Origin of the sequence: Alloscardovia criceti DSM 17774 (assembly GCF_000376885.1) — a bacterium.
GTDB lineage: Bacteria > Actinomycetota > Actinomycetes > Actinomycetales > Bifidobacteriaceae > Alloscardovia > Alloscardovia criceti.
This window is the reverse complement of record NZ_AQXR01000011.1, coordinates 206,061-226,396: the sequence shown is the minus strand read 5'-3', so window position 1 is coordinate 226,396 and position 20,336 is coordinate 206,061. Positions and strand designations below refer to the sequence as shown.

Below are 20,336 nucleotides of genomic sequence, written 5' to 3'. Positions count from 1 at the left end.
ATTATTTCTCTCCTCGTGCAAAGAATCGTGGCAGTCCTAAGGTCACATACATTAAACCAACAATGATAAGCAACGCAAGCCACACGTATCGCAGTGGGCTCGTATGCGCGGCATTAAAGCCCTCCATATTCACACCCTGATCGGCGGATGCCTTAATGGAAATACGAATATAAACACCCTGATCAGTATTTGCTACTAATTCGGTATTATTCGACGCCGAAGCGTGGGATACGAAGGAACTGTACTCCGTTTCTGCATCCGAGTACACCACATAGATGCCGCCAAATCCCGCATCGCTCAAAGCTTCGATGGCATCATCATTGTTGTTTTCTGCTAATTGCGCGATAGCGTGCTCAACGTGTGATTCTGTATCTAAATCGGAGTTTGACAGTGCGCGTTGGCTATCCAAGGCTGCGGAGGACAAAATAATATCTCCATGTGCGCTTGGGAGCACGGCATAATCCATCGATTGATTCTTGTTCAGCTGCACAACCAGCACTCGATGAGCCTCGCTGGTTTTGAGATACTCTTGAGCCACGATAGGTAATGCACTCGCGCTGGATGTGACATTGTCATGCGTTTGCGTGAAGTATTCGGTCGTTCCCACCGCCCATGTGACGGTCAGCAGCGCGCACACAGCCACTACGAAGGCCCGGCTCACCGCAAAAGCTGTACGTGATGCCGGATGTGTCTGCCCGACCACAGCAGGATCTGCATTTTCTCCAGTCTTTGCCGTTTCAGAAGTGCGCAATACGGCGTTCTTATCCTTCGTTAAAACAGGGATAAATTGAGTTTTTGCAGGACCACTCATCATGGCCAGACCGGTCAGCAGGCACATCATAACCACTGCAGCTGCTGGAAGTACGGATGCGAACTGTACACCTGTGGCATTCACGCCAATGGCGATGTGCGGAGCGACCACGGCCAAAACAAAACCGCTGACAATGCCAATCCACATGCTGCGTGAGGTTTTGACCAAACTTGGCACAGCAAGAGAGATTACAGCCATAGCGACCAGTACAACCAAAGCAACCGTGCACAGCACAGCCATAGTCATCCCGAAACGTGTCTGGGTCGATGGCATGAAGGTGTCCACCACGCTCGATGGTGCATTATGTGCCCACACACCACTAGCAAAAAGCTGGGTGAAAGTAGCCGGTTTTTGGATAACCGCCCAGATGGTAGGCGCTAATACCATGAGCGACGGAATGCACATGGACAAGAGCATGATGACATGACGGCGATAAATCACAGCCATCACCACGCCGATGATGAGCATGGCGAGGAATAATTGTGGTTCGCTTGCGGAAACTATGGCGAAGCACAGGGCTGCACAGGCACTCGCCTGAATGGATGGTTCGGATTCTATAGGCTCCTCAGACTGGTAGACGCCTAACGCCTTGGCTGCGAAGGCCACGCCCGCCGGCAAAAATACGTAAACGAGCATCATGGATAGGTGTCCGGTGACGAATATGCCGGTAACGAAACCGGATGCCACCCATGCCACGGCCAGTGAAACGCGTGCAATATTTGAACGCGTGAAAATACCTGACAAGGCCCACATACTCATGGCTGCAGCTGGAGGTGCGAGCAGCACAATAATTGCGCTCGTCACCCAAGCGTGGCCGAAGGTCAGCAAAGAAATAATCGCATATACCAGCAAGAACGGCGAAGGCGGCACATCTACACCACTGATATTGCCAAAAGTGTACGGCGTCGTCGCCGTTTCAAAGAGCTGCTGCGTTGTAGAAGCCGTGGACACTAAGGTGGAGGACACGAGATGCTCTCCATTGAATAATCCACGTACCGCCTCAATATTGACCACGATATTGGTTAAAAATACGAGAAAAGCAGTAACGAGTAGCCATGTATAGCGTTCCCTAAACAGCGTGCGCAGATGCTGGGCAATGAGCGGACTGACGACCTTGCGGTTCTGCTGAGCAAATAAATCGTTCGTGCGATCCTTGTATGTACGCAACTGATCAGAAGTCGCGGTCACAGTGCCCAGCTTAGAAGGTGCCAGTTTTTGCACCCCACTCAGAGCCGAACGCACAGAGGCAATCGAGCCAAAATGGCTGAGGTTGTACCACGGCATGACTAATTCGCACAAGGCCTCATAGGGTTGCTTGTGGATAAAACCAGAAGCTGCGCGCACAATAGCCACAATAAGACTTAAAGGCCATAAATAAATCCATCGCAGAGGATGCACATCTGAGTAGTAGTAGGCATCCCGAGCAGTCATAACCGAAAAGGCGTTGTTTTTAAAGGTGCGCAAATCTTCGGGATCGCACTCATGTACAGAACCATGATGAGTGCGCACACCTTCAAAACGCGCAGCTCGGTGGGCGATGCGCGCGCGAGGCTCTACAATGACACGGCCGCCCGAGCGTGCAACGCGTCTGCAGAAATCACGCGATTGTCCAAAAGTGCCCATAGCCGCGGAGAAACCGCCCAAACGCATCCAATCAGAGATGCGGATGAATGCGCCCGTTAACGACACGGCGTACACGTCTTGACGGAAATCGTATTGGTCCTGATCGATTTCCCCGGTGACTACCAGCGAAGTAACGCGGTGCCCGGACTGGGCAAAATAGCCGACGTTGGATAGGACTTCCCCATCCCAACTCAATTGTTTTGCGCCAATAATCGTGGCAGAGGCATTGTTGTGACGCACTTCATTGAGCATATCCACATACGTATTATCCAGCGGGCGTGAATCGTCATGCAGCAGCCACATGTATTCTACCGAGCTAGCAATCATACCCGAGTCCAGCGCCTGGTTAACTGCGTGAGTTACCACCTCTCCAAAGGAACGACCGGAAGCAGTAACCACGAATCCCATGCTCGGCAGCTTATCGAGTGCTGCGCGAATTTCGATTTGGTGAGAATTCTTATTTTTTTCTGCATCGTCTGAGCAGTCTACGATGAGAATACGCCCAGGCAACACCGTTTGGTGCATCACAGCGCGAAGGGTATCCGCAAAGTAGCGCGTGTCATTCTCGACGGTAATAACTGCTGCAATACTGGAATCGATACGCTGACCTTCGGGAGCCTCAAAAGTGTGACTTACTTGCGAAAGAGCCTGAACCAAACTCATCTCTTCTTGTGCGTCAGCCGTTTTAATCATTTCGGTACTATGATGCAATCTATTCACGTGCACAAGAATAGTTCACAACCCTCCCTTTTGGCTATTTTTAGGGAGTTTTCAAACATGGTCTTTACACTCAAAAAATGGTGGTTGTGCCCTTTTTGTACCGACGTGTCATAAAATTCGGAGCTCAGCATGAAGGTCCACATGGTGGCAGAGTCGCGAAACTGTGTAGATATATTGTATATACGACACATTTGCGTGTGTGATTTTATAAACTTATGCAGTACGCAGAGGAAAGGTTCTAGATTGACTCGACGCAAATCCAGGCATTCAAACATGAATGTGCAATCCGCAAAGCTTACTGCCGCACCTTCGCACGCACATGGATATCGTTCGCCTTTTAATTGGCTCAAAGCCATAGCGGTTGTCTTGATTGCAGTCTTAGTCTTTTCCGGAACCGTTTTTGCAAGTACGTATGTGCAGTTTGCCAATACTGTCAGTCAGGCAAAAGTTTCTGTGATTAAGCAGGAGAATGTCAAGGAAGAAATCGTCGATCCGAATTCCGGTAAGGCGTTGAATATCTTGGTTCTGGGTACAGATAGCCGCGATGGCGCAGAAAATCAAGCTATCGGCGGGTCTGAAGACGTGGGCGTCCATCAGGCGGATACTACAATGATTGTGCATATTTCCGCGGATCGTTCCTTTATCGACATCGTGTCTATTCCGCGCGATTCTATCGTCTCCGTGTCCAGTTGCACCACGTCTAAGGGTACTATTCCTGCGCAGTACAATGTCATGTTTAATTCGATTTTTGCTACCGCATACGACCAAGGTGGCGATTTAGCCTCCGCCGCAAGCTGCACCTTAAGCGCAGTCAACGAATTGACGGGATTAAGCATTTCTCAGTTCGTCACCGTGGACTTTTCGGGCCTGAAAAACATGATTGATGCGTTGGGCGGCGTGGATGTCTGCATTAGCCAGGACTTTAGCGATGTCAATTCCAACCTGTCCTTAACGCGCGGACTTCATCATCTCAATGGCACAGACGCTACCCAGTATGCGCGTACCCGTTATAGCTTGGGCGACGGCACGGATGTAATGCGTACGGTACGCCAGCAGTATCTCATTAAAATGCTGATTCGTGAGGCTCTTCAGCAGAATTTGCTGACGAATTTTGATAAGTTGTACCAGCTGGCTACTACGGCTTTGCAATCTTTGAATATTTCTGAAGGACTGGCAGATTCTGGTACGTTGATTGGCTTGGCTGCAAGTTTGAAAGATTTTAAGACGTCAGGTATTTATTCTCAAACGGTGCCGGTGACGAACTGGACCTATGACACGAACCGCGTAGTGTGGACCTCCGATGCTGAGCAGCTGTGGGAGCGCATTAAGAATGATCAACCATTAAGTGACGTGTCGACGGATACTTCGGCTGATGCATCGACAAGCACCGATAGTTCTGAAAACACGGAAAGCTCCGATTCCAACTCGGCTGAGTCGAATTCTACGGATTCTACAACTTCCGATGCAACGTCTGAGGGCACCACGGATTCTAGTGAAACACCAGATCCGAATACGGGTCTGATTACACGTGCAGATGGCACACTGATCGACCCTGCTACGGGCGGCTATGTGGATCCAGAAACAGGCGTCATTCACTCCGCTACCACAGACTGGTCCATCGGCTTGGCGGATGAGTATCTCAATTACACCGTCTGCGGCATTACCAGCTGATAGGCATGATAGGTGAGGTAGGTGTGCATGAACGCCGCATAGCACCGCACACATTCCAGGTCTGAAACACGTATTGATGAGACGAACCTAAAAGAACAAGAAGAAGAGGCTATGGATCGCAACTCCTTTGATACCAACAATGAGCACGGTAGCGCATCATCCGATGGTGCAACTCCGCCGAGCTTTGAGCCTACGCATTCTCGCTCGCGCAGGTCACAGGATTCTCAAGGCTCTGCGCACCATCGCTCGGGCAACTCCAGCAGTCGCGAATCGGGTACCGGAAATTCATCCGTGCCTCCTAGTTTCTCGCCACGCAGTCAAAGGCGCAGCGCGCACAACGGTTCTACCCATAGCTCGTCTCAGCCTGCGGCCAGTTTTCCTCCTCAACGTACCCGCAACCGTGCTCAATCAGGTACGGGATACGGCTCGCCTGCGCACACTTCTCGTTTTCCAGCTGTGGGTGCGGCTGCGGGTTATCCTTCAGCGCATAATCCTTCCCCCGCACGCGTGCGCAGAAGAGCGCGCGGAGGTAGCATTATCCGCCGCATCTTAATTTTTATCCTGCTCTTTGCTCTGCTTTTTGGCGGATGGCTCTGGTTCTGGGTAGATGGACAGCTCAACCGTTCTATCGATTTGACCTCTACCAGTGATAATTCCTCCTCGAATTCCTGGCTGATTCTCGGCTCGGATGCACGAGATGGTGAAATTGCCAGCTCGGATGCGGATAGCGTCACCGGTTTTAGAACGGATACGATTCTGGTGCTCACCAAGCCGCGTAGTGGCCCATCATCCTTAATTTCCATTCCGCGTGATTCCTATGTGGAGGTGGATGGTGAGGGCATGAAAATTAATGCTGTCGCTCAATACGCCGGCTACGATGCTCTCATCTCAGCTGTAGAAGGCATTACAGGCACGAAGATTGATCACATCGCCCAAATCGGTTTCGATGGCATTGCCAGCATCGTCGACTCTCTAGGCGGCGTGGAATTGTGCTATGACTACGATGTGGATGACGTGTACTCGTCACTGACTTGGACAGCGGGTTGCCACACTGTAGATGGAACGACGGCCCTCGCCTTCTCCCGCATGCGTTATTCGGATCCAGAAGGCGACATCGGTCGCGCAAAGCGTCAACGTCAGGTCATTTCTGCGGTTATGAAAAAGGCGGGAAGTTTCAGCACATTATCCAATCCTGCCAAGGCTATGAACGTAGCTTCTGCCACCTTTAAGGCGCTGACTGTGGATAAGAAGGCCAATACGGCAAGCATGATTTCCATGGCCTTGGCCTTCAAAGATGCCACAGGCTCGAAGGGCGTTACAGGTAGCGTGTACTACGACAATCTGGACTATGAGCCGGGTGGTATTGGCTCTGCTGTGCATTTGGACGCTCAACAAAATGCCGATTTGTTTAACCAACTCAACAATGGTTCCATCTCTGCGGGCACGACGGTGGGCGGATACACGGGCGCTTAAGTCTTCGCTTTCCTACCCCTGCCGTGGCGTACCTGCCTTTCCCTCACTGGCGTGTTATGCACATTCGTTCACATCGATGGGAAAATTTTTGATTGCCCTGTGCTCCTATATACGGTGAGCACATGGCAATTTTTCCAAGTCGAGAGAACTGTCGAGAGAACTGTCGAGAAAACTCTCATTCAGGCGTTACATCACAGGCAACGGGCCGTGTGCAGCATTTCTTCGCTCAGCTCGCACGCACACCCGGGTTTACGCTGATGCTTCAGATTATTCCTATAATCAGCTACATCGTCCTAATCGTGTGGATGTGTGTACGTCAGCAATGGATGTACGTGGCTTTTCTTCTGCCCTCTGTGCTGATGTATTTCTCACATATCAGCTCACGATGGTCTGCTCACTCCGATTCAGAAACTCAATCTGAGGAAGCCCTAGCCACATCTGGAACGGGGCGTATGTTTTCCGCGGCACGCAGCACTACCACGCCTTTGCTCCTGTCTCAACTGGAAGCCTGCGCACATGCGAGGAACCGCATCTCTTCTCCAGCACCACGGTGGCAAAGCATCGTCCATGCGTGGTTGCAACCTTCTACGCGCGTGGCTCTCGGCGTAAGCATCGACACCCGGGTAGATTCTACTACTACTTCTACCTCTGCGCACACTGAGTCTGTGCATTTCTGCGATCTCAGCCTTGATTTGTGTAACGAAGGTCCGCATGCTTTAGTGGGTGGCACTACGGGTTCGGGAAAATCCGTGCTCCTCAATCAATGGGTCTATATGCTTGCTTTGCGCAATAGCCCCGAGCATGTGAATTTTGTGTTTCTCGATTTCAAAGGAGGAGCAACCTTCCTCCACTCTCAGCATCTTCCCCACTGCGTGGGCAACGTCTCCAACTTGGATATAGCGCATGCCACGCGCGCTATACGTGCACTGGTCAAGCTCATGCACGACAGAGAAAAACTCCTCGCGGATTGGGGCGTATCCGATATTACGCAGCTGAAGCATCCGCCAGCTAAGGTGTTTATTTTTGCGGATGAATTCTTCGTCCTCATGTCTGCACTTCCCCAATACTCTCAGCATTTTTCTACACTGATTTCTTTAGGCCGCTCCTTGGGCATACATTTTGTGATTTGCACACAAAACCCAATGAATCAGGTCAACGCGCATATGAAAGCAAATATGCCCGTACACCTGTGTCTGCGCGTCACCGATAGCTTGCAATCATTGGAACTGCTCGGCTCTCCGGCCGCCGCACTAATCAGTCCCCAATATGCAGGCGCAGCATTTATCAGCCATGGATCAGGACTCCAGCCCTGTGCAATCTATCAGCCGCACCTCAACGAGGACTTTACCACTGCTTGCGCGAAAGCCCGCGCATTTATGGGACTCCCCGCGGCTACATCACTTTTTTCTCCGCCCTTCGGGCAGGTGCTCCACCGCACTTCCGCAGCCTGGCCTCCACACAGCGTTTCCTCTCCCACTGCACTCATCATTGGCGAAGAAGACGATGGCATTCACCGTTTTCCCTACGCGCTGGATAGTTCTCAGAATCGACCCATCGTGTGCACCGCCATGGATGCGGATGCACTGCGTCTCAACATCGCGAGCATCGTAGACTCGCTTCAGACTTCAGCACAGTGGTATCCGTGGCAGAATTCCAAGTCCGACCTTTTACAGGCCAAGCCCTCGGGCAGGGCCATCATCGTCCTGACGAAATATGAACCCCCTGATGCTCAGCTGTCTGCATGGCTAAGAAATCCAGAGATAACGCTGATTTTGGCGGTAAACTCGTGGCCAAGATTCCTCACCCAGGTGCCGCCAGAAGACCGCCTGCTCTGGGAATCCGCCGTGCTTATCGTATCAGCGAATGCAGCGAAAAATACGATAATACCCAGCCGCTCACTTAGCCCTGAGGTGCAGGACATCCTCGCAGATTACCCCACAACGCATCCTCACCGTGTCATTATTTATGATTCCGCCTGTCATTGTGCGCAACTTTTCTCTACCAATTGCGACAAAACTCTTGAAAAGTTGGGCGGCGTGTGGTTACCTATTGAGAAGGAAAAAGATTAGAGGAGGACTAATGAGCAGTTCCTACGATTGGCGTGCAAAAGCAGCATGTCGTGATAAGGATCCTGAGCTCTTCTTCCCTGTAGGCAATACAGGTGCTGCATATCAACAGATTGAAGAAGCTAAAACAGTGTGCCGTTCATGCGAGGTGATTGATTCGTGCTTGCGCACAGCATTAGATACGAATCAGGATTACGGCGTCTGGGGCGGTATGAGTGAAGATGAGCGTCGTGCGTTGAAGCGCCGCGCCATGCGTGCTCGCCGTACCGCAGCTTTGGGTATGCATCATTAAAGTATGCAATTTATCGTTTAAATGCGTGTGGGGATAGTCGAAAGGCCATCCCCACACGCATATATTTATCTACTTGAACCTACTCCGCCGCCCTCAGCACCATTTTCATCTCAATTCTCGTGCCATGCTCACGGCCTGGAAGCCAGCGAATATTACCATTGAAATCGTTCTTGATAAAGGTATTCACAATCTGAGTACCCAGACCTGATCCGGAAGAACGCGCCGACATCATATCCGCATCCGCCTCCGCGTCAATGCCTTCGCCATTATCTTCGATAACGATATTCAGATTCTTGCCAGCTCGGCCCACGGAGATGCGAATATTGCCCTCCTGTAGGTTTTCAAAGCCGTGCTCCACACAGTTGGTAACCAGCTCAGTCAAAATCAAGGACAGCGGCGTCGCATCCTGGGCCGGCATCATGCCGAACTTGCCTAAATACGAAATCTCAATATGCTGATCTTTTCTTGAAGCCAAATCCACGCTCATACGCAGCAAATTCGCGATAACAGCATCAAAGTCCACCACTTCATCGGCCGTTTGGCTCAATCCCTCGTGCACCACAGCTATGGTCTCTACACGCCTTTGAGCCTCCTCCAGCTCGCGGCGCACTTCCTCAGACTTCGTACGTCGCGCCTGCAAGCGTAGCAAAGAGGACACCGCCTGAAGATTGTTTTTCACGCGGTGATGAATTTCGGAAATCGTGGCATCCTTCGTTTCCAACTGACGTTCACGCCACCGTAACTCCGTGATATCCCGGCACAGAATTAAAGCGCCCGTTTGCACACCTTCGGACTCTAAAGGCAAGGAACGCATGGAAATCACGGCAGACTGTGTTTCTAAAACGGCCGCCACCGCACCCTTACCCATAAGCACAATCGGCAAGGCATCTGGCACCTTCACTTGCTTATCCATATGATCGGTCACGATTTTGCTGAAGGAGCTGCCCACCATATCACCCGACACTCCAATGCGCCTAAAACTACTAATCGCATTCGGTGCAGCATAACGCACGATGCCTTCAGTATCGATGACCACGAAGCCATCCGCCACACGCGGATCATGCCTACGATGCTTGCCACGAGCCAATGACACCCTATTTTGGTAAGGGAATGAACCATCCGTAATCATATAAAACAGCTGCTTGCCCACACCGATGCTACTCATTTCGTAGTAACCGTTGTCGGCGCGATTATCCATATTCGTTTCGCGCAGTACCATGCCGATTATGCGGCCATCATGAATGACTGGCGTAGCCATATCGCACACACTGATGCCATCGACCACCCGATAATGGTCCATGCGTGACAGATTATTTGATTTCCACGTGTTCTCGAGTAACGGCAATAAGTCACTTTCAGGATGCTGTCCCACCAAATCGTCGCTGATACGCGAAATCACGGTCGAAGGTCGGCATTGAGCCGCCACCACAAACTGCGAAATATCATCGCAGTGATCCATACTCGGCGGGATAACCAGCAGCAAGTCCGAAAAGGTCAAATCTGCAATGATCTGCCAGTCTGCGATAAGCGAATGGAGCTGCTTTTTATCCTGCGCATCATAGCCAGGTGTTTGAGAAATCAGCGAGTTGAAATCAGTCATGCCCTCAGTTTAGTTCAGCGTATAAACCGACACAGGGCTTAAGCGAAACGCATAAAGCATAAAAAATAAGCCGTCCTTTTCTCAAGAACGGCTTATAGCAATACGTGTGCGCTTGTTTACATTGGCTTTGCAGACTTAATTTCTACGGCCATCTTTCGCCCATTTGGTGCCGTATATTCTACGGTTTCACCCTCGTGATGACCGAAAATAGCTGCACCAATTGGGGATTCCGGGCTGATAACGTCATAATCTGAAGCCACAGCAATTTCGCGAGAACCCACCAGATATGTCATCTCGTTGCCCGCCAAAGAAATGGTGACAACCGTGCCATTGCCAATTTCACCTTCGGCCACAGGCTCGATAATATGTGCGTTGCGCAACTTCACAATGAGCTCGTTAATACGACCCTCATTCTTACCCTGCGCCTCACGCGCAGCCTGATAGCCGCCGTTTTCGCTCAAATCACCTTCAGCACGAGCAGCAGCAATCTTCTCCGTAATGTCCTGGCGGAGCTCACCTTCACGCCATGCCAGCTCCTGCTTGAGCTTGTCGTACGCTTCCTGCGTAAGCTCGATTACTTTTTCTTCCGGATCAGCCATTTTTTCTCCTTAAGAGGTCAAAACCCTAACCGTCGAAATTCGCCTAGCGTCCTGACTTTGTGGAAATGATGTCCACCACAAATACCAAAGTGTCTGTGCCACCAATTCCTGCCTGTGGTACGCCATTCTTTCCATAGCCATACTGTGGAGGAATGGATACTACAAGACGAGAACCCACATTGTGACCTGGAACAGTATTGTCCCAACCCTTAATAACCTGTCCCACACCAATGCCGAAATCGATTGGCTGGTGACGGTCAAAACTGGAATCAAATGGCTTATCCTTGCCCCAGATAACGCCATGATAATTCACGGTAACAATATCACCCTTGCGCACAACTGGGCCATCACCTTCTACGATTTCCACGCAGTGCAAGCCCTGTGGTGCTTCAGGAGTTGGGAAAGAAATCTGTGGATAAGCGCCGAATTCGGCATTAACTTCAGGCATAGCATTCTCGCTCATAGCAACTCCTTCAGGTTTATATCAGTGCCTCGGACGGGACTCGAACCCGTAAGCCCATTACAGGCGGCGGATTTTAAGTCCGCTGCGGTTACCAATTTCGCCACCGAGGCAATTGAACACAAAAAAACATTATGCCACATGTCGGGGAAAAATGCGAATTTTCTCGCTCATTCTCGTTCCATGTCGGGATACAGTGCTGGCTTCCTACAGGAGAAACGCACACGTATATAAAAAGGGAAGCAGCTTATGCTACTCCCCTCGTGTGTGGACGCTGTCAATTATTGTGCGAGCAAATCGCGCACAATTCCATCCAATAAGCCGTGTTCACTCGCCACGTATGAATCCACGGTTACGCCGTCCGCGCGTGCCGCCTCGCGAATAGCGCACAGTACACGAGACCATACCAAAGCTCCCGCGCCGATGACATCGCGTCGGCCCGGATGCACCACCGTCAGCTCATCGCGCTGAGCTCTCGACATGCGCAGCACCTTGTGATTGACCACATCCACATCATCGATGGCAATCACTGCAGAATCCACAGCATCTTTGTGATACTCCGTCTGTCCTAAGGCAAGCGCAGACATGGTAGTGACTGTACCCGATACGCCGATTATTGTGCGCGCCTGAGCGAGCGGCACAACCTCGCTAGCCTGACGAATATGCGCATCGATATCCTCAATCGCCGCCTGAATGTCTTCCTCGCTCGGCGCATCCTCCAGATGATGCCTTTCACTCATGCGCACGGAGCCGATTTCCATAGAATACGCCGCCTGCACCTGAGTGCGCGTTTCGAATACCGAACCGCCCAGCACGAGCTCCGTGGATCCTCCGCCCAAATCCACAACTAAATACGGAGCCTTGTAATCGTCAATGCCCTCTACGCTCGTTGCGCCCAAAAAGCTTAAACGCGCTTCTTCCTCACCCGGGATAACATCTGGATATACACCCAGCTTGCCATGCACATAGGATTCAAATTCCTCACGGTTTTTTGCATCACGCGTAGCACTGGTGGCCACAAAACGAATTTTATCCACCTTATGTTGAGCAATAATTTCCGCAAATTCATCAATGGCCGCAAAGACGCGCGTCAATGCAGCCTGACTAAATGCATGATGTACATCTACGCCTTCACCCAAACGCACCACACGCATAATGCGAGGAACGACGACTTCCATCCCACTGCCCTGCGTACGTGCAATCATCAGACGAATTGAATTTGTGCCACAATCAATGCCCGCTACCGTTGTCACTGCTCGCCCCTTTGTAATTGAATGCTTTCTCAAGATGTGTGATTGTATGATTCTGAATTTTAAGATGTCTTATATCCATCATATGGGTGGGATCTGCCCGAAATGAATCGAGCCTTTCTACCTTTCCCTTAATTTCCGAAAATGGACTTCCGCTCATCGAATGCATAGCTATCAAATTCATACATCGATTGTCAGTTTGTAGAGCAGCGGCACACATTAGGATCAAATTCATCCTTAATCTCGCCCATAATTAAGTCTCCCACCGGATTTACGCCCGGCCCCATCGCCAATGTCTGCGCCAAAATGGCATGCAAGCACTTGACACGCGTGGGCATGCCACCGGCTGTAATGCCTTCAATATGCTCTTGTGAATCTCCCAAGCGCGCAGCCAGTTCGTTACGCACGGACAAATACAGCTCATGCGCTCGCGTGTACCCCGCGGCCAGCTCTTCATCCTGCTCTAGCTGCGCGGTTAATTCCGTCAAACGACCATTGGCCTCCACATGCGAGATAGCCTTGGTCGCTACCGGATGGGTGAGATAGAAGGTCGTAGGGAACGGAATTTTGCCGTCTACCAAAGGTCGCGTAACCGTCGTTAACGGCTGACCACACACACAACGCGCCCCAACTGCCACCATGCCACGAGGGAAACGCCCCAGCTGGCGTTGCACTTCCTCAACGTCTGCGGACGTAGCGGGGTGCTGCAAAAAATAGTCTACAAGTTCAGCAGATGTGGTGTATGTGTGCTGAGGCCACATGTGAGCTCCTTATTGTTGCTGTTGATCCGTCTGTGTATTGTCTTGGGAGTTTTCCTGCGAGTTTTCTACTGGGTTCGCAGTCGTATCCTGCGTTGATGACGTGGAAGACGACGTTTGTGTATTAGCCTGATCCGCATTTTCGATAGCGTACATGAGTTCGGTATACCACGGCAGCTGCGGCTGAGTCGTGGTTGTTGTATCCGTATCAGAGGACTGCTGGGCATCTTCAGGCGCATTCTTCACTAAAACACTGCGCTCCCCTGGATATACAAATCCCAAACGCTTTCGAGCCTGTGCAGTCACATATGCGTCATCTGACCATCGTGAGATATCGTTTTCCAAATCGCTCTTCTGCTGGATGAGCTGTGCTTCTTGATTTTTTAAGGAATTGAGCTGCCCCACATTATGCGCATAACTTCTAAACACTAAAACAATATTTAAAGTGGCGATGAGAAGCAGAATCACACCCAGGAAAAAGAGTAAGCCCCCCTGTGGTGCAGCCGCTGAGCGAAGCTGGCCTTGAGTATTCTTCGTGCCTTGAGCATTTTTAGACTGTATTTTTACTCGCGAACCGGACTGATTGCGCGATTGTGTGTCCGCGCGAGAGCGGGTGCGAGCGGTCTTCGAATCATCAGAACGTCTGCGTGTACTGCGCTGAATATCACGCAATTCGTCACGTACGCGACCAGTACGCTGACGATTTTCACCCGATTTTGCGCGTTGAGACTGTGTACGTTGAGACTGGGCTCGTCGAGATTGTGCACCTTGGCCGGATGTACGAGAACGCGCACGTGAACTCGTCGAATTCATCGAATTCTTATCACGCGAAGATGTTCTACGATTCCGGTCAGCCATACTTAAAAAATACCCACTGCACTCGACCGTTTACCGGTCTTATGCAGTGGGTTAAAGGTGCTTTACGCCTTATTGTTGCAGATTCTTAGGTTTGCACCTGCGCAAAGCGAAAAAGGGCATTACTTACTTAGCAATGTACTTCTTGCAAGCCTTGAATGCAGTGTAGCCTGCATACAGAGCGTTAGAACCGAGCTCTTCCTCAATCTCGATGAGGCGGTTGTACTTAGCAATACGCTCGCCACGAGCAGGAGCACCAGTCTTGATCTGGCCGGTGTTCTTTGCCACGGCGAGATCAGAAATGGTGGTGTCGGAAGTTTCACCAGAACGGTGGGAAACCATGGAGGTGAAGCCGTTCTTTGTAGCAAGCTCGATAGCATCGAGAGTCTCGGTTACGGAACCAATCTGGTTGAGCTTTACGAGCAAGGAGTTTGCAGCACCGAGCTCGATGCCCTTTGCAAGGCGAGCTGGGTTGGTTACGAGCAAATCGTCACCCACGAACTGGAGGCGATCGCCGAGGCGAGCTGTAATAGCTGCCCAGTCGTCCCATCCTTCTTCCTGGAATGGATCTTCGATGGATACGATTGGGTACTCGTTAACGAGGTTCTCGTAGTAGTCAAGCATGTAAGCTGCTTCGCGCTCTTCGCCATCGAAGCGGTACTTGCCTGTTTCCTTGTTGTAGAACTCAGAAGAAGCAACATCCAAGGAGATACCAATCTGCTTGCCTGGCTCGTATCCTGCTGCTTCGATTGCACGCATGATGTACTTGAGGGAGTCTTCGTTGGACTTCATCTTTGGTGCGAAGCCACCCTCGTCACCAAGACCAGTTGCAAGACCTTCCTTCTTCAAAACATTCTTCAAGGTGTGGTATACCTCAACACCTGCGCGAAGTGCTTCGCTGTATGTTTCGAAACCGTAAGGGGAAATCATGTATTCCTGAATATCGGTTGCAAAGTCAGCGTGTGCGCCACCATTCATGATGTTCATGTTTGGAACTGGCAAAATGTGACCGTTGGTACCACCGAGGTAACGGTACAATGGCTGCTCAGCTTCTTCTGCTGCTGCATAAATAGCTGCGAGGGAAACGCCAAGAATTGCGTTTGCGCCCAACTTGCCCTTGTTTGCAGTACCGTCAAGCTCGATCATGGTTGCATCGAGGGAACGCTGATCTGCAACGTCCATACCGATCACAGCTGGAGCGATAACTTCGTTAACAGCCTTTACTGCATCGAGTACACCCTTGCCCATGTAAACGGACTTGTCGCCATCGCGACGCTCCCAAGCCTCTGCTTCACCAGTTGAAGCACCGGAAGGAACGAGACCCTTACCAGTTACGCCGTACTCTGTGCTGAGCACAACTTCTACTGTTGGGTTGCCGCGAGAGTCAAGAATTTGACGTGCGTATACACTTTCAATTGCGGACACAACTACTCCTTAAACTAGGTTGTGATTTCAATCACTAGAATAGTGGTTTTTGTGGACTAAGCAGACTTTTGGGCGGGCGTGTGTTTCCATTCCAAATCGTCCAGAAGTTGGTTCGTCCATTTCAGCACTTCCGCGGTCGACATGGCTGGCTGCCCCATCAAACCTTGGAATGGTGCTGGGATAATCAAGGTGTGGATAACAGGCCTGTACTGCACAGTCTTGTATATCCTCTTCACACGTAGCATTACTGAATCCTGCGGATCCAAGCCAACAACGCGAATATTCTTGCCTTGAGCTATCAAATCTGTAATGCCCATTTTGCGAGCGCGGGCTCGTAATCGCGCGACGTCGAAGAGCACGCCCAGCTCATGTGGTGGATTGCCGTAGCGATCGGTCAGCTCGCTGCGAATATCGTTGAAGTCGTCTTCCGTGCGGGCGGCTGCAATCTTGCGATAGGCTTCCATACGCAATTTATCGGAATCGATGTAGTCCTGTGGAATGGAGGCTTCTACAGGCAGATCGATAGAGACGGCCACGCTTTCCTTGCGTTCAGGATTCTTGTATTCTTCCACCGCTTCGGAGACCATGCGCACGTACAGGTCAAAGCCCACGCCTTCGATATGGCCGGATTGTTCGCCGCCCAACAGGTTTCCGGTGCCGCGCAGTTCCAAATCTTTCATCGCCACATCGTATCCCGCACCCAGCTGCGTATTTTGAGCAATGGTGCTCAAACGGTCATGTGCGGTTTGCGTCATGCTCTTCGTCGGATCATACAAGAAGTACGCGTAGGCGCGCTCATGACCACGGCCCACACGACCGCGCAGCTGGTGTAGCTGGGAGAGACCAAATCTATCTGCGTGATCCACGATCAAAGTATTGGCGTTGGAAATATCCAAACCGGTTTCCACAATCGTGGTACATACCAGCACATCGATTTCGCGATTCCAGAAGGCTTGAATCACCATATCCAGCTGCTTTTCGGACATTTTTCCGTGCGCTGTGCCTACGCGAGCCTCTGGTATGAGGTCACGAATTTTCTGAGCTTCTTTTTCGATGTCCTGCACACGATTGTGCACGTAGAAGACCTGACCTTCGCGCAAAATCTCGCGACGCACCGCAGCCACTACTTGAGCATCCTCGTAAGCGCCCACATAGGTCAGTACGGGCAGGCGATCTTCCGGCGGAGTAGCCAAGGTGGACATCTCACGCAAGCCCGTAATGGACATTTCCAAGGTGCGTGGAATTGGTGTAGCCGACAGAGATAGCACATCTACGTTCGTGCGCAAAGCTTTTAAGGTTTCCTTATGCTCCACGCCGAAACGCTGCTCTTCGTCGATGATGACGAGTCCAAGATCTTTGAATTTAATAGCCGGATTCAGCAGTTTATGCGTACCGATGACCACGTCCACGACACCGGATTCGATGTCTTCGATAGTTTTCTTAATTTCCTTGGCTGTTTGGAAGCGGCTCATCAACGCTACTTTGACCGGGAAACCGTCATAGCGCGTGGTGAAGGTGTCGTAGTGCTGCTGAGCCAGCAAAGTCGTCGGCACTAGCACTGCCACCTGTTTCGAATCTTGAACGGCTTTAAAGGCTGCGCGAATCGCGATTTCCGTTTTACCAAAGCCTACATCGCCACAGATGAGACGGTCCATAGGAATAGGCTTTTCCATATCGCGTTTCACATCATCGATGGTCGTAAGCTGGTCCGGCGTTTCCTGGTATGGGAAGGCTTCTTCCAGTTCGCGTTGCCATGGCGTATCCGGACTAAAAGCAAAACCACGAGTACGCTGACGCGCCGAGTATAATGCCACCAAATCCTGAGCAATTTCCTTGACCTTTTTACGCGCTTTTGCCTTGGTAGAAGCCCAGTCAGAGCCGCCCAGCTTGTTGAGTTTAGGAATTTCCGCACCGATATACTTGCTCAGCTGGTCCAACTGATCGGCTGGCACATAGAGCTTATCTGGCGGCGCATTGCGCTTGCTCGGCGCATACTCGAGCACGACGTATTCACGCAAAGCCTGAGCATTGCCCAGCCCTGTCATGCGCTGCTGCAGTTCAATGAATTTACCAATGCCGTGCTTATCGTGTACCACGAAATCGCCCGGTTTGAGTTCCACCAAGTCGATAGCCTTGCGGCGCTTGGATGGTGTGCGCATTTGTGCTGCCACCGAGGAGCGTCCAGTTATATCCTTCTCCGTGAGTACGGCGAGCTGAGCGGCCTCATCGATAAAACCACTAGAAATATGAGACAGCACGAAATCTATGGCACCCACGTTTACGCCGCTTTCAGCCAGCACACGTTGCAGTCGCGCCAACGTACCTTTAGCGGCAGAGGTGATAACGATGCGCATGCCCACTTTTTCTATGGATTCGATGCCACGTTTTGCAAGATCTTCGTTGCCCCGATACTCCTCCGGCTGCTTAGCGTGCAAGCTAAGATTGCCCTCCACGCTGTCATCTACGCCAAAATCGGTCAGTGACCAGACGAGATTTCCCCGGGAATGCATATCGCGCACCACGTCATCGAAATCTAAGAAGCTCGATTTCTCGAAGCTAATCGGCACACCAGATTTGCCACCGCTGGCTGCCGCATGCCAGCTTGCTGCCAAGAATTCTTGCGCAGTAGTGTTCAAATCTTCTGCAGCTCGGCGAATGCGTTCCTCATCGTGGATCAGCACCACGCTGCTAGGGTCGATGAGCGAGTACACCGGGATGACATCATCAACCAATGCCGGAATCAAAGATTCCATACCTTCCACAGGAATGCCTTGGGAAATGGACTCGAGTAAATCGTCTGCATTGGCAATCTGACCAATGAGCGACTGAGCTCGGGTGCGTACGTCTTCAGTCAGAGGAATTTCTCGGCAGGCAGTAGCCCATACGCTACGAATGTCCTCACCATAGGTGCGCTGATCGGAGGCGTGAAATTCGTGAATTTCATCAATCTCATCGCCAAAAAAGTCGATGCGCACAGGATGCGCAGCCGTTGGCGGGAAAAGATCCAAGATACCGCCTCGTACGGCGAATTCTCCACGCTCCATCACCAGTTCCGTGCGTGTATAGGCATGCTCGATGAGGCGCTGGATGGCATCTTCCATATCCATCTGAGCGCCTTGAGTAAAGATTAAAGGCTCAATATCTTGAACACCGGCCACAATAGGCTGGATCAGCGAACGCACAGGCACCACTAGCACGCGAATAGCTTGGCTTGCTGGGCTGTCGATGCCCGCATGCTCAGAGCTCTGCGCATGCGCTAACCGGTGAAACACAGCCATTCTGCGTGCCACAGTATCTGCACGTGGGCTTAAGCGCTCGTGCGGCAAGGTTTCCCAAGAATCCAGTACGGCTATATCCTCTGGATCGCCTGTATACCACGAGCGAATCTCTTCCGCAGTCTGTGCCGCCTGCCTACCGGATGAAACGACTACGGTAAACATCCGCCCATGATTGAGCGCCAAATGCGCCTCCAACGCAGGGCGAATCCCTGAGATTGCGCCAATGCGATGCAACTCTGTGTCGTGACTGTTTACCGCCTCATCGATGCGTTGAAAATCTGCCGTTGAGCCTATTGCATGTGCAATTTCACCCAGCGTGCCATACAAACTGAGCCTATCGGCCATTAAACTTCTCCTGAGTGCGATTCAGCCCGCTGGTCATCAGCATTTCTGCAGCATCCGCACCATCCATCAAAAATTCGTCCAACTGCTTTTTCTGGGCGGGATTAAAGCCTCCCAAAACCCAATTCACGGTATTTTCGTGAGCATGTGCGCCTCGAGCAGCATGCCCCACGCCCATGCGCACGCGCATATATTGTGTCGTACCCAAGGACCGGTCAATGGATTTAATGCCATTGTGTCCACCAGCCGAACCGCCCGTTTTCACCTTCATACGACCAAAATCCAAGTCCATATCATCGTGAATCACGATGACCTGTGCAGGATCTATGGAGTAATACGCACAAATAGACGAAACGGCACTGCCCGAATCATTCATATATGTCAAAGGCTTCGCGAGGAAGAATTTGCGCGGTGTTCCCCCGATATTCATGACGGATTTTCCGAGCATTGCCAATCCCTTATGATCGCTGAGCGACACATTCCAACGTTCAGCCAAAACATCGGCCACCATAAAGCCCATATTATGTCGTGTGCCTTCGTATTTTTTTCCAGGATTTCCCAAACCCACAATTAACCAAAAATCAGAAGCCATTACCCTTTAACCTTATAAGTCTTTATACCAAAACGACATATCGTGCACTTTGCCCACACGATTATTGTGAGTAGCGTCTGGTAGTAATCCATACTGTATAAAACCGTGCTTATTCATCAACGCAATACTGCCCATGTTATCAGCAAAAATAATACCAATAAGCTTGCGATATCCGCGTTCACGCGCAGCAGATTCCAGCCAATCCAGCACTGCGTGCCCAAAACCATGCCCCTGCCACTGAGAACCAATGTAGTAGCTTACTTCCACAACGCCATCATAGCCCGGGCGGGGATGAAAACGGGATAACGAAGCAAAACCCGCCACTGTTCCCTCGACCTCGACAACGACGACAGGAAATTGGTCCCGCGGTGTATGCGCATTCACCCATGCACGGCGTTGTTCTAAGCTTTGAACATCTATATCTGCCGTGGAATCTCCGGTGAGGACGGCCTCGTTATAAATCTCTGTAATGGCCGGAATATCTTTTTCTGTGGCGTTGCGTATGACGAAATGTGGCATAG

The 20,336-nt window shown here is 51.1% G+C and carries 14 protein-coding genes, 1 tRNA gene and 1 pseudogene; 4 read left to right on the top strand and 12 right to left on the bottom strand.

The window, feature by feature from the left end:
- Position 1: 1 nt before the first annotated feature.
- Entirely contained in the window at positions 2–3,127 is a 3,126-nt protein-coding gene (locus D570_RS0106340; protein ID WP_026181936.1) for a glycosyltransferase family 2 protein, read from the bottom strand.
- A gap of 300 nt (positions 3,128–3,427) precedes the next feature.
- Between D570_RS0106340 and D570_RS0106330 the strand changes: the two genes are divergently transcribed.
- The 4 genes from D570_RS0106330 to D570_RS0106315 all read left to right on the top strand — a co-directional run bounded on the left by D570_RS0106330 (position 3,428) and on the right by D570_RS0106315 (position 8,656).
- On the top strand, positions 3,428–4,825 hold the full coding sequence (locus tag D570_RS0106330; RefSeq protein ID WP_018143550.1) for an LCP family protein: 1,398 nt from the start codon (positions 3,428–3,430) through the stop codon (positions 4,823–4,825).
- 111 nt (positions 4,826–4,936) lie between these two features.
- Positions 4,937–6,298 (top strand): LCP family protein, encoded by a 1,362-nt coding sequence (locus D570_RS0106325; protein ID WP_018143549.1) that lies wholly within the window; start codon positions 4,937–4,939, stop codon positions 6,296–6,298.
- Between the two features lie 122 nt (positions 6,299–6,420).
- Positions 6,421–8,367, top strand: coding sequence for an FtsK/SpoIIIE domain-containing protein (locus D570_RS09110; RefSeq protein WP_083907418.1), 1,947 nt, complete (start codon positions 6,421–6,423; stop codon positions 8,365–8,367).
- 10 nt (positions 8,368–8,377) lie between these two features.
- Positions 8,378–8,656, top strand: a complete 279-nt coding sequence (locus D570_RS0106315; protein WP_018143547.1) for a WhiB family transcriptional regulator — start codon at positions 8,378–8,380, stop codon at positions 8,654–8,656.
- 79 nt (positions 8,657–8,735) lie between these two features.
- Here D570_RS0106315 and D570_RS0106310 read toward each other — a convergent pair whose 3' ends face one another.
- The 11 genes and pseudogenes from D570_RS0106310 to D570_RS0106260 form a co-directional block, all read right to left on the bottom strand.
- Positions 8,736–10,256: a sensor histidine kinase gene (locus D570_RS0106310; RefSeq protein WP_018143546.1), complete on the bottom strand. Its 1,521-nt coding sequence runs from the start codon at positions 10,254–10,256 to the stop codon at positions 8,736–8,738.
- 116 nt (positions 10,257–10,372) lie between these two features.
- Complete coding sequence (locus D570_RS0106305; protein WP_018143545.1) at positions 10,373–10,855, bottom strand: GreA/GreB family elongation factor; 483 nt, start codon at positions 10,853–10,855, stop codon at positions 10,373–10,375.
- Positions 10,856–10,898: 43 nt separating this feature from the next.
- The gene (locus tag D570_RS0106300; RefSeq protein WP_018143544.1) at positions 10,899–11,318 is read right to left on the bottom strand and encodes an FKBP-type peptidyl-prolyl cis-trans isomerase; all 420 of its coding nucleotides are present in this window, start codon (positions 11,316–11,318) and stop codon (positions 10,899–10,901) included.
- A 25-nt stretch (positions 11,319–11,343) separates the two neighbouring features.
- A tRNA-Leu gene (locus D570_RS0106295) sits at positions 11,344–11,428 on the bottom strand.
- A 168-nt stretch (positions 11,429–11,596) separates the two neighbouring features.
- A complete protein-coding gene (locus tag D570_RS0106290) occupies positions 11,597–12,520 on the bottom strand; it encodes a Ppx/GppA phosphatase family protein (protein WP_051067198.1) in 924 nt (307 codons plus the stop codon).
- 239 nt (positions 12,521–12,759) lie between these two features.
- Positions 12,760–13,326: a DUF501 domain-containing protein gene (locus D570_RS0106285; RefSeq protein ID WP_018143542.1), complete on the bottom strand. Its 567-nt coding sequence runs from the start codon at positions 13,324–13,326 to the stop codon at positions 12,760–12,762.
- Positions 13,327–13,571: 245 nt separating this feature from the next.
- Positions 13,572–13,749, bottom strand: a pseudogene (locus tag D570_RS09750) (FtsB family cell division protein); the annotation flags it as partial.
- 555 nt (positions 13,750–14,304) lie between these two features.
- Positions 14,305–15,603, bottom strand: coding sequence for a phosphopyruvate hydratase (gene eno, locus D570_RS0106275; protein ID WP_018143540.1), 1,299 nt, complete (start codon positions 15,601–15,603; stop codon positions 14,305–14,307).
- Positions 15,604–15,659: 56 nt separating this feature from the next.
- Positions 15,660–19,226, bottom strand: a complete 3,567-nt coding sequence (gene mfd / locus D570_RS0106270; RefSeq protein WP_018143539.1) for a transcription-repair coupling factor — start codon at positions 19,224–19,226, stop codon at positions 15,660–15,662.
- Positions 19,216–19,815 carry an aminoacyl-tRNA hydrolase gene (gene pth / locus D570_RS0106265; RefSeq protein WP_018143538.1) on the bottom strand — a complete coding sequence of 200 codons (600 nt, stop codon included), beginning with the start codon at positions 19,813–19,815 and terminating at the stop codon, positions 19,216–19,218. The genes mfd and pth overlap by 11 nt, the downstream gene beginning before the upstream one ends.
- 12 nt (positions 19,816–19,827) lie before the next feature.
- The gene (locus D570_RS0106260) at positions 19,828–20,334 is read right to left on the bottom strand and encodes a GNAT family N-acetyltransferase (RefSeq protein WP_018143537.1); all 507 of its coding nucleotides are present in this window, start codon (positions 20,332–20,334) and stop codon (positions 19,828–19,830) included.
- Positions 20,335–20,336 lie beyond the last annotated feature (2 nt).

Bases quoted from the DNA above. Each gene is read 5' to 3' on its own strand.
- D570_RS0106305 (WP_018143545.1), bottom strand. From the start codon at position 10,855: ATGGCTGATCCGGAAGAAAAAGTAATCGAGCTTACGCAGGAAGCGTAC.
- mfd (WP_018143539.1), bottom strand. From the start codon at position 19,226: ATGGCCGATAGGCTCAGTTTGTATGGCACGCTGGGTGAAATTGCACAT.
- D570_RS0106310 (WP_018143546.1), bottom strand. From the start codon at position 10,256: ATGACTGATTTCAACTCGCTGATTTCTCAAACACCTGGCTATGATGCG.
- D570_RS09110 (WP_083907418.1), top strand. From the start codon at position 6,421: ATGGCAATTTTTCCAAGTCGAGAGAACTGTCGAGAGAACTGTCGAGAA.
- D570_RS0106315 (WP_018143547.1), top strand. From the start codon at position 8,378: ATGAGCAGTTCCTACGATTGGCGTGCAAAAGCAGCATGTCGTGATAAG.
- pth (WP_018143538.1), bottom strand. From the start codon at position 19,815: ATGGCTTCTGATTTTTGGTTAATTGTGGGTTTGGGAAATCCTGGAAAA.
- D570_RS0106340 (WP_026181936.1), bottom strand. From the start codon at position 3,127: ATGATTAAAACGGCTGACGCACAAGAAGAGATGAGTTTGGTTCAGGCT.
- D570_RS0106330 (WP_018143550.1), top strand. From the start codon at position 3,428: ATGAATGTGCAATCCGCAAAGCTTACTGCCGCACCTTCGCACGCACAT.
- D570_RS0106290 (WP_051067198.1), bottom strand. From the start codon at position 12,520: ATGATTGCACGTACGCAGGGCAGTGGGATGGAAGTCGTCGTTCCTCGC.
- D570_RS0106285 (WP_018143542.1), bottom strand. From the start codon at position 13,326: ATGTGGCCTCAGCACACATACACCACATCTGCTGAACTTGTAGACTAT.
- D570_RS0106325 (WP_018143549.1), top strand. From the start codon at position 4,937: ATGGATCGCAACTCCTTTGATACCAACAATGAGCACGGTAGCGCATCA.
- D570_RS0106260 (WP_018143537.1), bottom strand. From the start codon at position 20,334: ATGCCACATTTCGTCATACGCAACGCCACAGAAAAAGATATTCCGGCC.
- D570_RS0106300 (WP_018143544.1), bottom strand. From the start codon at position 11,318: ATGAGCGAGAATGCTATGCCTGAAGTTAATGCCGAATTCGGCGCTTAT.